10 protein-coding genes are annotated in these 13,313 nt (G+C 72.7%); 5 read left to right on the forward strand and 5 right to left on the reverse strand.

What is annotated here, in order from left to right; translation table 11 throughout:
- Nucleotides 1–4: 4 nt before the first annotated feature.
- Nucleotides 5–2,326, reverse strand: coding sequence for a type II/IV secretion system protein (locus tag IPJ95_02250; GenBank protein ID MBK7922435.1), 2,322 nt, complete (start codon nucleotides 2,324–2,326; stop codon nucleotides 5–7).
- Between the two features lie 78 nt (nucleotides 2,327–2,404).
- Entirely contained in the window at nucleotides 2,405–4,483 is a 2,079-nt protein-coding gene (locus IPJ95_02255) for a hypothetical protein (GenBank protein MBK7922436.1), read from the reverse strand.
- A 33-nt stretch (nucleotides 4,484–4,516) separates the two neighbouring features.
- Between IPJ95_02255 and IPJ95_02260 the strand changes: the two genes are divergently transcribed.
- The 3 genes from IPJ95_02260 to IPJ95_02270 all read left to right on the forward strand — a co-directional run bounded on the left by IPJ95_02260 (nucleotide 4,517) and on the right by IPJ95_02270 (nucleotide 8,366).
- Nucleotides 4,517–5,107: a hypothetical protein gene (locus tag IPJ95_02260; protein MBK7922437.1), complete on the forward strand. Its 591-nt coding sequence runs from the start codon at nucleotides 4,517–4,519 to the stop codon at nucleotides 5,105–5,107.
- Between the two features lie 82 nt (nucleotides 5,108–5,189).
- Complete coding sequence (locus IPJ95_02265; protein MBK7922438.1) at nucleotides 5,190–6,689, forward strand: chorismate-binding protein; 1,500 nt, start codon at nucleotides 5,190–5,192, stop codon at nucleotides 6,687–6,689.
- A gap of 63 nt (nucleotides 6,690–6,752) precedes the next feature.
- On the forward strand, nucleotides 6,753–8,366 hold the full coding sequence (locus tag IPJ95_02270) for an FHA domain-containing protein (protein MBK7922439.1): 1,614 nt from the start codon (nucleotides 6,753–6,755) through the stop codon (nucleotides 8,364–8,366).
- 9 nt (nucleotides 8,367–8,375) lie between these two features.
- On the opposite strand, the gene IPJ95_02275 is transcribed toward IPJ95_02270, so the two are convergent.
- The gene (locus tag IPJ95_02275; protein ID MBK7922440.1) at nucleotides 8,376–9,539 is read right to left on the reverse strand and encodes a YncE family protein; all 1,164 of its coding nucleotides are present in this window, start codon (nucleotides 9,537–9,539) and stop codon (nucleotides 8,376–8,378) included.
- 88 nt (nucleotides 9,540–9,627) lie between these two features.
- On the opposite strand from IPJ95_02275, the gene IPJ95_02280 reads away from it, so the two are divergent.
- Nucleotides 9,628–11,673 (forward strand): hypothetical protein, encoded by a 2,046-nt coding sequence (locus IPJ95_02280; GenBank protein ID MBK7922441.1) that lies wholly within the window; start codon nucleotides 9,628–9,630, stop codon nucleotides 11,671–11,673.
- A 73-nt stretch (nucleotides 11,674–11,746) separates the two neighbouring features.
- Here the strand turns inward: IPJ95_02280 and maf are convergent, their stop codons facing one another.
- Entirely contained in the window at nucleotides 11,747–12,331 is a 585-nt protein-coding gene (gene maf / locus IPJ95_02285) for a septum formation inhibitor Maf (protein MBK7922442.1), read from the reverse strand.
- Nucleotides 12,332–12,471: 140 nt separating this feature from the next.
- Here maf and IPJ95_02290 point away from each other — a divergent pair, with 140 nt between their 5' ends.
- Nucleotides 12,472–12,825 carry a CZB domain-containing protein gene (locus IPJ95_02290; protein MBK7922443.1) on the forward strand — a complete coding sequence of 118 codons (354 nt, stop codon included), beginning with the start codon at nucleotides 12,472–12,474 and terminating at the stop codon, nucleotides 12,823–12,825.
- On the opposite strand, the gene IPJ95_02295 is transcribed toward IPJ95_02290, so the two are convergent.
- The gene (locus IPJ95_02295; protein ID MBK7922444.1) at nucleotides 12,822–13,289 is read right to left on the reverse strand and encodes a D-tyrosyl-tRNA(Tyr) deacylase; all 468 of its coding nucleotides are present in this window, start codon (nucleotides 13,287–13,289) and stop codon (nucleotides 12,822–12,824) included. The genes IPJ95_02290 and IPJ95_02295 overlap by 4 nt on opposite strands.
- Nucleotides 13,290–13,313: the final 24 nt, after the last annotated feature.

Here is a 13,313-nt window from a genome sequence, read left to right on the forward strand (position 1 = left end):
GTCCCTACTTGCGGCGCCCGAGGACGACTTCGAGCCGCTTGGAGAGGGCCTTGGCGCGGAAGGGCTTGCTCAGGAAGTCGTCGGCGCCCAGCTCGAAGACGCGCACCTCGTTGTCCTCGTCGCCCTTGGCGGTCAGGACGATCACCGGGATCCGCGAGGTGGCGGGCCGGGTGCGCAGCTCCTTGAGCACCGAGTAGCCGTCGAGCCCGGGGAGGTTGAGGTCGAGCACGATGATGTCGGGCGCGTGCCGGTCCACCTGGTCGAGCGCCTCGAGGCCAGTGGCGGCCTCCACCACCTGGTACCCGTCGCGGGTGAGCAGGTCCTTCATGACCTTCCGCAGCACGTCCTCGTCGTCCACCAGCAGCACCGAGATTCCCTTGAGCGCGCGCCGGACGCCGGAGACTTCCACGGCGTCCTCCTCCTCGAGGAGGTCGAAGGCGGTGGAGAGGTCGGCCTCGGGTGGGCGGCGGGCCGGCGGCTCCAGCACGGCCGCGGCGGCGGGCGCCGCCGGCGGTACGATCGGGTTGGAGGTCGGCGTCTTCCGCGCCGGGGCCTCGGGGGCCTTGGGCGCCGAGGTGGCGCCGGAGGTGCGCGGCGCGGTCACCGTGCCGGTGCCGGTGGCGCCGCCCTCGACCATGGGCACGTCCACCACGCGGAGCAGTTCGTCCGTGCTGGTCTCGCCGGCGAGGACGTGCTTGAGGCCGCTGTCGAACAGCGAGCGCATCCCGTTGGCCCGCGCCGCCTCCGCGATCTTCTCCGCGGTGCCGCCGGCGCCGATCAGCCGCTCCAGCTCGATGTTCATGGTCAGCACCTCGACCACGCTGAACCGGCCGCGGTAGCCGGTCATGGAGCAGTCGGGGCAGCCCACCGGGCGGTAGATCGGGGTCCCCGCCGGGATGAAGCGCAGGATCCGCTCCGGGGGCGGCTGATCGCTCGGCTCCTTGCAGGTGACGCACAGCTTCCGCATGAGCCGCTGCGCGATGACCCCGCGGAGCGCCGAGGCCAGCTTGTAGGCCTCGATCCCCATGTCCACCAGGCGGGTGACGGCATTGGCCGCGTCGTTGGTGTGCAGGGTGGAGAGCACCAGGTGGCCGGTCAGCGACGCCTGTACCGCGATCTGGGCGGTCTCGCGGTCGCGGATCTCGCCCACCAGCACCACGTCGGGGTCCTGCCGCAGGATCGAGCGCAGCGCCGACGCGAAGGTGAGCCCCGCCTTCTCGTGCACCTGCACCTGCACGATGCCCTTGCCCAGCCGGTATTCGACCGGGTCCTCGACCGTGACGATGTTCACGCCCTCGCTCTGCACCATGCGGAGCATGGAATAGAGCGTGGTGGTCTTGCCCGAGCCGGTGGGCCCGGTGACCAGGATGACGCCTTCCTTGTTGTTGAGCAGGGCCTGCATCTGGGCCCGCTCGTCTACCGACATGCCGAGCGACTCGAGGGTGAGCACGGTGGCCCGGGCGTTCAGGATCCGGATCACCACCTTCTCGCCCATGGAGGCCGGCAGCGTCGAGACGCGCAGGTCCACCGGCGCGCCGTTCACCGCCACCCGGGCGCGCCCGTCCTGCGGCCGCAGCCGGTCGGCGATGTCGAGCCCCGACATGATCTTGATGCGTGAGATGAGCGGCGCCCCCGCGGTCCGCGGGATGTTCATCACCTGCCGCAGCACGCCGTCGATGCGGTAGCGCACCGCCACCCCGGCCTCGCCCGGCTCGATGTGGATGTCGCTCGCCCGGGCCAGGATGCCGTCGGAGAGCATGAGATCCACCAGCCGCACCACCGGGCGCTGGCTCGCCTCCTCCGCCGAGGCGGCGAGGTCGGTGACGCTGTCATGGTCGTCGAGCTGGGTGACCTGCAGGTCACCGTCCATGCCGCCGAGCAGCTGCGCCATCACGTCGGAGCCACCGCCCCGGTACAGCTCGTCCATCCGCTCCCGGATCTTGAGCGGGGAGCAGAGGAATGACCGCACCTCCCGCCCGGTGGCGAAGGCGAGGTCCTTCTCCGCGTCGATGTCGAAGGGATTGGCGGTGGCGATCTCGAGCAGCGCCTCGGTCTGCCGCAGTGGGAGGATCCCGAAACGGCGCACCAGCGGCTCGGGGACCAGGTCGCGCATGGTACGGTCGAGGCTGCTGAGGTCGGCCACCGGCAGCCGGAACCGGGCCGCCGCCGCGCGGAGGATCTCGTCATCGCTGACGAGCTTGCGCTGGACCACCGTCGCCCAGAGCGACTGCGGGTCCTTGGCCAGCTCACCCCGGAGCTTGATCAGCACCTCGGGGTTGAGCAGCTTCTCGATGGTCGGGACCAGCCACTCGTCAGTAAACTGCATGCAAGCCCAAGCGGGAGAATCGGTTACTCAGGGGCAATGGAAGAAACCTAAGGCACCCGGGGACCCCCGGGGAGTGGCCTACAGGATCTCCCACCACTCCCGCTCCACATCCACCGAGAGACCCACCCGGCCGGTGCGCAGCGAGACCCCGGTTTCGACCCGGAGCAGCCGGTGGAAGAGCTCCAGCCCGACCCCCGCCACCGGCTGCAGCCGGCCGCTGGCCCGCCAGGGGACCCCAGCCACCCCTCCTCCAGCCACCCCGGTGGCCAGGAACGGCGCGAGCACCAGCCGGTTGCCGGTTGAGACGTAGGGTCCGAGCGGAATGGCCGGCGCGGGCGCGGCCAGGCGGTATTCCAGTCGGCCGAGGGCGTACCGGCGGCCTCCGATGGCCCGGAAGCCGACCCCGGGCAGGGTGCCCCAGCCTCCCAGCGCAAAGCTCCGAGAGGCGGGCAGCTCGCGGCTGCCGGCGCCCCCCTCCAGGTGAACCGCCACCACACCGGGCCCGGCGGGCCGCCGCAGGTCCACACCCGCCGTGAGCCGTCCGTAGTCCCGGTCCCCGGTGCCACCCTCGACCCGGACCTCGAGCCGGTGGGAGGCGTCGCGATCGAGCCGGGCGGCACCCAGCACCACGCCGAGCCGCCCCACGCCCACCGTCCCGGCACCAAGGGCCGGGTTGGGGCGGTAGCTGCCGGAGGCGGGCGTGGCCTCCACCGCCACGGACCGGGTCCGCTCCACCGCCACCCCGCCCTCCACCCTGCTGGCAACCGAGCCACCGAGCCGCCGGGCCACGGTCAGGCCCACCTGGTCGAGCCGGACATAGTCGCCGAGGTCGCGCCCCCCCTCCTGCGCGAGCAGCGAGTTGACCACGCCCGAGACCACCGGCGTGTCGCCGAGATCGGCGATGGCCCGGGCGGCGGTGAGGGTGGCCGCGGTGGCGCCCCGTCCCAGTTCGAGGGTCGCGCCGCCGGTCAGGCGGCCGTCGGCGGTCCCGATCGCGGCGCGCGGCAGCAGGGCGGCGGCGGGTCCGAGGGCGAAGCGGAACCCGAGGCCCAGGGTGAGGCCCTGCACCCGGTTCACCCGGACCAGGTCGCTGATGGCCGAGATTCCGAGCCGGGAGCGGGCGAGGCCGCTCAGGTGCTGCCCCGGGGCCAGGCGGGCCACCTCGTCGCGGAGGGCATCGAGGTCGCCCTGCGCCACGGGGCGTGCCACCTCCTGGATCGCTGCGGCGAGCGGTGCATCCCAGGTGGCGGTGCTCTCCGCCGGCGCGCGGAGTCCGCCCACCGCGGGGCCGAGCCGCACCACCTGGGGCACCCCGGCGTTGAGTTCGTATTCGCCGATCTCCCAGCGTCCCCGGATGATGGACCGCGCGGGGAGGTCGAGCCAGGTGAGCCGGCGGCGGATCTCGATCTCCTGGCGCCATGGCAGCCACCAGCGGCCCTCCACCCGGGCGTTCTCCAGGCGCACGCTCAGGTCCTCGATGGAGCGGTCGAGGTAGGCGGCGGCGGTGAAGCTGAACCGGAAGCGCACCAGGTCACCGCTGGTGGCGTCGAGCGAGAGGGTGCCGATCACCCGGGGCGCCGCCGGATCGCGGGGACGCACCAGCACCTCATGCAGCCGGCGGGCGCCCTCCTGGGTGCGCAGCTCGAGGGAGTCGGCGAGGCGGAAGTGGTAGGCGGCCGGCCCCTCCGGGGCGAGGGGGTGGATGACGTCGCGGACCTCGTCCCCTTCGCCGATGCGGATGCGGTCACCGAAGTTGTTGGTGACGATGCCAAGGTGGTCGCGGTGGTAATTGATGTCGGTGGGGAGCCAGCGGCCGTCGCGCCAGCCGCGGATCACCTGGCGGTGCAGGTCGGGCGCCTGCCAGTAGACGTCCACCAGCAGCTCGTCGGCCTTGATGAGGCGGGGCGCGGCGGCGAGGTCGCGACCCGCCTGGCCCAGGAAGAAGACGAAGCCGTGCGCCGTGGTGTGGTAGCTCCGCAGGGTGGAATCCGGCTCGGCGCGCTGCCGCGCGGCCATGGCGCGCCCCACCAGCGCCAGGGTGGTGGAATCGTCCCAGCCCTGCGCCGCCGCCGGCGCGCCGCCGAGCGCCGCCAGCAGCAGCGCGGCACCGAGTCGCCCCCGGATCCCGTGTCCCCCGCGTCCGTGCCGTCGAAGCATCCGCTCGCTGCCGCCTCGTGGTAAGTTGCAGCCGTGATCCCTCCATCCCGCCTCGTCCCGCCGCTGCTCGCCCTGGCCCTGGCCTGCGGCCGGGCGCCCGCCGCCACCGGGGGCACACCCGACGCCGTGCCCCCCGCGGTCGGCCGGGTGCTCCCGGCGGACGAGCTCTTCCCGCTGGAAGTGGCCGGCGTGACGCCCAGCGACACCACCGTGACCTTCGCCACGGGCCGGCCCCGGACCATCATCCTGCGGCACGGCCCCCCGGACAATACCGTGTTCGTGGAGCTCGCGTTCCCGGCCGCGGCGTTCGCCGCCGCGGGCACGCCGGAAAGCGTGACCGTGAGCGTCGCCCCCGCCCCCGGGCTGTACGGCCTGACCCTCACCAGCACGATCCCGCCGGACACGGGGGCGCGGCTGCGGTTCAAGTACCCGGTGCACTTCGCCGCGCCGGCCGCCGGCGTGGCCCGGTACGGCAGCCTGGCCCGGTTCGAGCGCGCGCTGGTGGTGCTGGTCCGGCTGGACGACGGCCGCTGGGGGGTGCTGCCGAGCAGCCGGCCCGCCTCCGACAACCTGGAGGCGCCGCTGCGCGGCCCCGGCACCTACCTGCTGGCGGCGCCCCGCTAGCGTGAGTCGCGCGACGGGCCCGCGGGCGGTAGGTTTCGGCCCTCGCGTCACCCGACCCTCCCCAGCCCACGGCTCCCGCGTCATGGCTCCCGGCTTCAGCTCGCTCCCCGACTTCCTGGCCCGCGCCACGCCGGGCATGGTGCCCGTGGTCCGCCAGGTGGTGCTCGACGGCGACACGCCGGTGGCCGCGTTCGCCAAGCTGCACCAGGGGCGCTACGGCTTCCTGCTCGAGTCCCTGGAAGGGGGCGAGCGCTGGGCCCGCTACACCTTCCTCAGCACCGACCCCCGCGAAGTCCTAAGCTACCACGGCCGGGAGGTGCGCCGGTGGACCCCGGGCGCTGGCTGGAGCACCGTGGCCACCGACGAGGCGCCGCTCGACCACCTTGCCCGGACGATGCGGCAGTACCCCCCGGTGGACCTGCCGGGGCTGCCCCGCTTCACCGGCGGCGCGGTGGGGTACATCGGCTACGACGTGGTGCGCAGCCTGGAGCGGCTGCCCGACGCCCCGGCCGACGACCGCGGGCTCCCCGACGCGCTGCTCATGGTGGCCGACACCCTGCTGGTGCTCGACAACCTGTTCAACCGGGCCACGATCATCGCGAACGTGGAGGTGGCGCCGGGGATGTCGCCGGCGGCGCTCGAGGCGCTGTACCACGGCGCCGTCGCGCGGATCGAGGGGTGGCTGGCGCGTCTGGCCGCGCCCTCGGCCCTGACGCCGCTGGCCATCGAGGGGGCGGCGCCGATCCCGGCCACCACCGCGCCCTTCAGCGACCAGGCCTACCAGGACGGCGTGCGCACCATCCAGGAGCACATCGCCGCGGGCGACACCTTCCAGACCGTGCTGTCCCGCCGGATCGACCTCGACGCGCCGGACCCGTTCCTCACCTACCGCTACCTCCGCGCGCTCAACCCGGCGCCGTACCTGTACTTCCTGCACTTCGACGACCTGCACGTGGTGGGCAGTTCGCCCGAGGTGCTGATCCGCGTGGAGGAGGGCGAGGTCACCGTGCGCCCGATCGCCGGCACCCGGCCCCGTGGCGCCACCGCCGCGGAGGACCAGGCGCTGCAGGCGGAGCTGGAGGCCGACCCGAAGGAACGCGCGGAACACCTGATGCTGGTGGATCTGGGCCGGAACGACGTGGGCCGGGTGGCGGCGTTCGGCACGGTGCGGCTCACGGCCTTCATGGTGGTGGAGCGGTACTCGCACGTGATGCACCTGGTGAGCGAGGTGCGCGGCCGGCTGCGCGAGGAGCTCGACGCGCTGGCCGCCCTCGGCGCGTGCTTCCCGGCGGGCACCGTGAGCGGCGCGCCCAAGGTGCGGGCCATGGAGATCATCGACGCCCTGGAGCCCACGCGGCGGGGGCCCTACGCCGGCGCGGTAGGGTACGTCGGCTGGGGGGCGCGCACCCTGGACACGGCCATCGCCATCCGCACCGTGGTGATGCGGGGTGGCCGCGCCTGGGTGCAGGCCGGCGCCGGGATCGTCGCGGACTCCGAGGCCGCGGCGGAGTGGCGCGAAACCGAAGCCAAGGCGCGGGCGGTGCTCGCGGCGCTCGGCCTCGCGGGGGCGCGCGGGCCCTAGGCCCGGCCGGGCCGCCGGCCCGCGGACATGCGGCCCCTCCCCGGGGCGCGTATATTGGAGGCCATGCCTTTCAAGCTCGTCTCCTTCACCGGCGACCAGGACTTCGAGCTCATCCCGGACCATACCTACGTGGTCGGCCGGGCGGTCACGAGCGACATCCCCATCTTCGATCCGACGATCAGCCGCCGCCACGCCGAGCTCCGGGTGGGGAAGGCCACGATCGCGCTCAAGGACCTGGGCAGCTCCAACGGCACGTTCATCAATGGCGAGCGGGTCACCGACGGCACCCTCGAGGCCGGCGACTCGGTGACGTTCGGCAAGGTGGTCTTCCAGCTCAAGACCCCCGAGATGGGCAGCGCGCGGCTGGTCACCACCGGGCAGAACCTGCCCCAGCCCGGCGGCACGATCGTCAAGCAGATCGCCATGAGCGGCCACGTGGGGGCGGCCATCGTCGGCGAGGTGGCCCAGGCCGCCGGCGCCCACGACGCCCAGGGCCAGCTCAAGGTGGCCGGCGCCAGCACGGCCGAGCGCAACGCGCGCAAGCTCTCCCTGCTGCTCGAGGTGTCGCAGAAGCTCTCCGGCGAGCTCGACCTCGACAAGCTGCTGGGCCGGGTGGTGGAGACCACCTTCGACGTCATGGGCGTGGACCGGGTGTCGGTGCTGCTCAAGACCGAGAGCGGCGAGCTGGTGCCGCGGGTGTCCAAGAGCCGCCTCGGCGACAGCTCCGCGCAGCACGTGCCGCGATCCATCGCCCGCAAGGCGGTGGAGGAGCGGGTGGCCATCCTCACCGACAACGCCGTGGCCGACGACCGCTTCAAGGGCGGGGCGTCGATCATGCTGCAGAGCGTCCGCAGCGCCATGTGCATCCCGCTCATGGCCAGCGCGGAGATGGTGCTCGGCATCCTGTACGTGGACAACCTCACCGCCACCAACTCCTTCAGCGACGAGGACCTGCAGTTCCTCATCGCGTTCGGCGGCCTGGCGGCGATCGCCATCAAGAACAGCCGCTTCGCCGAGCAGATCCAGCGCGAGGCGATGGTCCGCTCCAACTTCGAGCGCTACTTCGCGCCGAACGTGGCGGCGGAGATCGCCATGCAGCAGGGGGCGGTGAAGCTGGGCGGCGACAAGCGCCCGGTGACGATCCTCTTCTCCGACATCCGCGGCTTCACCACGATGTCGGAACACATGAGCCCGGAGAGCATCGCGAGCCTGCTCTCGGACTACTTCACCGAGATGGTGGACATCATCTTCGCCAACGGCGGCACCCTCGACAAGTTCATCGGGGACGCCGTCATGGCCCTCTGGGGGGCCCCGGTGCCCCACGCCGACGACCCCGACCGCGCGGTGCAGGCGGCGATCGCCATGCAGCGCGCCATCCACGCGCTCAACGCCAAGTGGACGGCGGACGGGCGGCCCAGCATCAGCGTGGGGATCGGGATCAACTACGGCGAGACCTTCGCGGGAAACATCGGCAGCCACCTGCGGCTGGAATACACGGTCATCGGCGACAATGTCAACGTGGCCAGCCGGCTCTGCTCCAATGCCAAGGGCGGGGAGATCCTGATCTCCGACCCGCTCTACCAGGTGCTCAAGGAGAAGCCCCCGGTCGAGGCGCGCGACCCGCTCGCGGTCAAGAACCGCGCCCAGGCGGTGCCGGTCTGGCGGGTCAAGGTCTGACGGCGGCGGCTACGGCGCCGCCGGCTCCATCTTCCAGAACGCGATCCCCCCGGCCTGCTGGCCCACCTCCACCGACGCCACCCGCGCCAGCGCCACCAGGTCCCAGACGTCCACCGTGCCCGGCGCCGCCCCCACCCCCTCGCTGCTCACAAAGGCGTAGCGGGAATCGGGGCTGATCGCCACCCCGTGACTGATCGTGGTGGAGCTCTGCGCCTGCATCACGCTGTGGCCGCGCGCCAGGTCAAACACCTGTACCCCACCCCCCTGCTTGAGGCTCGCCACCAGCAGCCGCCCATCCGGCGTCACCGCCAGGTTGTAGGGGCCACGACCCGTCGGGAACCGGCGGGTGATGCGCCAGCCGGCCCGCTCCACCTCCACGATCTCGTCCGCCTTGTTGCACGCCACGTAAACGTGGGCCCCGTCGGCGGCGGGCTGGGCCCAGGTCGGCGAGCAGCTGGGTCGCGGCATCATGCCGCCCATGTCATGGCCGCCGTGGGCCGGCGGGGCCACCGCGGGGAGCGGCCCCTCGCTCCCGCGCGCCAGGCCGAAGCGGCGCGCCACCTCGAAGGTGGCGGCATCGAGTTCCACCAGCTGGTCGTCCATCATGCAGGTGGAGTACTGCGCCCGGCCGTCCGGCGAGAGCCGGCTGCCATGCGGCATGGTGCAGGTCTCGGTGCGCGCCACCTCGGTCAGGGTCGGCGTGTAGACCACCGACACCGACGAGGGGACCATCCGTCCGTGCAGGTTGAAGTTGACGATGAAGGCGTAGAGCCCGTCGGCGGTGACGTCGAGGGAGGCGGGGAAGTTGCCGAGCAGGATGCCCGGCCCCGCGAGGGTGTCGGGACCGAGGGCGTAGCGCCAGTACCGGCCGTCGGGCGATCCGTGGCCGGTGGTGACGTGAAGGAACCGCCCGTCGCGGCTGATCTGCAGCCCATGCGGGCCCTCCATCTCGGCCGGGGACTGCCCCGCGGCAATGGTGCGCTCCACCACCGCGCCGCCCGGCCCGAACCGGATCCGGTGCAGCAGGTCGGCCGACTCGGCCCCGACGTACACCCAGTAGGTGCGGGTGGGCGGCGCCGGCGGCTGCTGGGCGGCCGCCGGGCGGGCGAGGGCGAGGGCGAGGGCCGCGACGCCGGCCAGCGCGAGCCGCTTGCGGGAAGGGGAGCTGGGCATCAGCTTGCCACCAGTCTGCAGGTTGCGGGTTGCAGGGTCCATCCCGTCAGGTTCACGGCGCCCCGGCGCCATCCCTCGGAGCCCCGACGTGTCGAAGCTAATCTCGCGCCTCCTCGCCGTCACGGCGATCAGCCTCGCCCCCGCCACCCCCACGGCGGCCCAGCAGCCCGCCCCACCCCCGGTGGCGCGGCTGGTGGCCGAGCCGGCGGCCCTCACGCTCGAGGTGGGTGCCACGGACTCGTTCCGCGTCACCGCCTTCGACGCCGCCGGCCGCGAGATCCCCAACCCGCCGCTGCGGGGCAGCGGCCCGCGCAACGCGCTGCGGCTGGGCCGCAACGCGGTCACCGCGCTGGCGGCGGGCCGGTTCGAGATGGTCTTCACGGCCGTCAGCGGGGATGGCACCCCGCCCGCGATGGTCACGATCCCGGTGCAGGTCACCTGGCCGGCCCTGCAGTCGCTCGCGGTGCGCAGCGAGCCCGGCCGGCTCTATACCGGCATCACCCTCGGCCTCACGGCGCACGGGCACCACGCCGACGGCGGGGAACGCCCGGCGGCGGCCCTCCCGGCCACGTGGCGCAGCTCCAGCCCCGCGATCGCGTCGGTGGACCGCTATGGCTACGTCACGGCCCACCGCGCCGGCACGGTGGTGATCACCGCGGAGGCGGAGGGACGCCGGGCGGACTGGCGGCAGGTGGTCCTGGCCAATCCGGTCCGCAGCCTCTCGGTGGACCTGGACCAGGCCAGCGTCCGCACCGGCGATGTCCTGCACCTCAAGGCCACCGCACGCCGCGCCAACGGGACGCCGGTCACCGACGTGCCGATCACCTGGAGCTACACCTACGCCCCCGACGATACCATCGCGGCCCCGGGCGCCACCGGCGTCCTGGATCGCGGCCTCTTCACCGCCGAGGTGCCGGGCCGCTACACCCTGCTCGCCTCGGCCGGGGACGTGGTGGCCCGGGCCGTCGTGGAGGCCCGCCCCCGTGACGCGCGTCGCCGCATCAGCGTCACCGGCCGCGGCGCGATCACCAACGTCCACACCTCGGACTTCTGGCCCTGGACCGGCCGCGACGGCCGCGACTACGCCCTGGTCGGGACCTGGGGCGGCGACGGCTGGGCCTACGTCTTCGACATCACGGACCTGGCGCACCCGGTGCGCACCGACTCCATCAAGGTGGACGCGCGGGTGATCAATGACGTGACCGTCTCGCCCGATGGCCGCTACGGCGTCCTGTCCCGCGAGGGCGCCTCCAACCGGGTGAACGGCGTGGTCCTCCTCGACCTCGCCACGCCGGCCCACCCCCGGGTGGCGTCCGGCTTCGACCAGGAGCTGACCGGTGGCGTGCACAACATGTTCGCCACCCGGGATTACCTCTTCGCCATCTCGGGCGGCGACCGCTACGTCATCATCGACGTCCGCGATGTGGACCACCCGAAGTACGTCAGCGAATACGACCACCCCAACAGCCGGGTGCACGACGTCTGGGTGCACGACGGCATCGCCTACAGCTCCGAGTGGGGCACCGGCGTGGTCGCGGTGGACGTGGGCAACGGCCGGTGGGGCGGCACCATCGAGAAGCCCGTCCTCATCAACACCTTCGCGACCACCAGCGGCGCCACGCACGAGATCTTCCCGTACATCCAGAAGGCCACCGGCAAGGTCTACCTGTTCCTGGGGGACGAGATCATGTCGCGCGAGGGACGCGTCTGGGAGGGGACCAACTACTTCCCCGACCTCTTCGGCAGCATCCCGAAGCGGGGCGGCGTGCCCCAGACCTCGGCCGGCTACACCCACATCATCGACTTCACCGACCCGATGCACCCGCAGAACATCGCGAAGTACCACCAGGAGGAGTTCGGCGCGCACGACATCATCGTCGAGGACGACGTGATGTACCAGGCGTACTACGACGGCGGGGTCCGGGTGGTCGATGTCTCGGGCGAGCTGGTGGGCAACCTGGCGGAGCAGCGGCGGGAGATCGCGGTGTACAAGCCCTTTGATCCCGAGGGATACACCCCCAATGCTTCGTTCGTGATGAACGCGATGCCGTGGAAGGGCCACATCCTCTTTACCGACTTCAACAGCGGCCTGTGGGCCGCCAAGCTGGAGCCGAAGCAGGGCCTCACGCCGTAGCCGGGTGGGGCGGCAGGGCGGTACGGCGGCACTGCCCCACGGCGGCCGAGCCGCCGAGCCGCCGCCTAGCCGCCTAGCCGCGCCCCTCCCCGAAGCGGTATCCACACCCCGCCTCTTCCAGCAGGCGCAGCACCAGGCGCACCGGCAACCCCATCACCCCGAAGAAGTCTCCCTCGATCCGCTCCACCAGCGCGGCCCCGTACCCCTGGATGCCGTAGGCCCCCGCCTTGTCCATCGGCTCGCCGGTGGCGATGTAGGCGCGCAGGTAGTCATCGTCCGCGGGGCGGAAGCTCACCCGGGTGATGTCGGTGGCCTGCCCCACCCGGCCGCCCGCGACCAGGGCCACGCTGGTGATCACCTCGTGGGTGCGGCCCTGCAGCGCGCGCAGCATGCGCAGGGCGTCCGCCGCGTCGGCCGGCTTCTCGAGCAGGCGGCCGTCGAGCAGGACGGTCGTGTCCGCCCCCAGGACGAGGTCCCCGGGGACGCTCAGTGCCTTCTCCCGCGCCAGCCGCTCCGCGTACGCCACCGGCGCCTCGCCCGGGGCCTGCGCTTCCGGGATGTGCGAGGGGCGCACCACGAAGGGGATGCCGAGCATCTGCAGCAGCTCGCGCCGGCGGGGCGAGCCCGAGGCGAGGATGAGCGGGGGAGTCGGCATCATGCGTGGCATCGCTTCCTGGGTTGGGCGGGCCCGGTGCCTGACTGGACCCAGGCACCACGCACGGGGGCGCAATTCAGGTTTCCGGCCCCGCGGCCGATACCCCTGACGGGGCCCGCACTCATCACGGCACGGGAGTATCCATGGACTTCGAGGCGGCAATCCTGTCGCATACCCGGTGGAAGCGCCGCCTGCACGCCAGCATGGCCGGCGAGGGACGGCTGGATCCGGCCGAGGTCGGGGCGGACGATCACTGCGACCTCGGCCGCTGGCTCCATGCGGAGGCCGGCCGTCTCGCGGAGCACCCGGACTTCCAGGACCTGGTCGCGCAGCACGCCGCCTTCCACCGCGCCGCAGGAAGGGTCGTGGACCGGATCAACGACGGGAACCACGACGAGGCCCACCGCCTGCTGGGCTTCGACAGCGAGTTCGCCCAGTGCTCCCTCAAGGTGGTGGACCTCCTCGGGCGCCTGCGCCGTCACGGCGCCCACGCCTAGGCGGAGCCGCCCGGGGCCCCCGGGGCCTCGCGCTCGACCACCAGGGTGACCGGCCCGTCGTTGTGGATCTCCACCTGCATCATCGCCCCGAACTCGCCCGTCTCCACCTGCAGCCCGTGGCCCCGCAACCCGGCGAGGAAGCGTTCGTAGAGGGGAATCGCCGTCTCCGGCCGCGCGGCCGTGATGAACGACGGGCGTCGCCCCTTCTGGGCATCACCATAGAGCGTGAACTGGGAGACGACCAGCACGCCGCCCCCCACGTCGGCCAGGCCGAGGTTCATCTTGGCCTCGGCATCGGCGAAGAGCCGGAGCCCCGCCACCTTCTCCGCCATCCAGTCCACCTCGGCCGGGGTGTCGGTGTGGGTGAACCCCACCAGCACGCAGAAGCCGCGCCCCACCGCGCCCGCGGTGCGGCCGTCGATGGTGACGCTGGCCTGCGTCACCCGCTGCAGGACGATTCGCATGCGCCAAACATGAACCGAAAGCGC

Source organism: Gemmatimonadota bacterium, from assembly GCA_016713785.1.
Lineage (GTDB): Bacteria > Gemmatimonadota > Gemmatimonadetes > Gemmatimonadales > GWC2-71-9 > JADJOM01.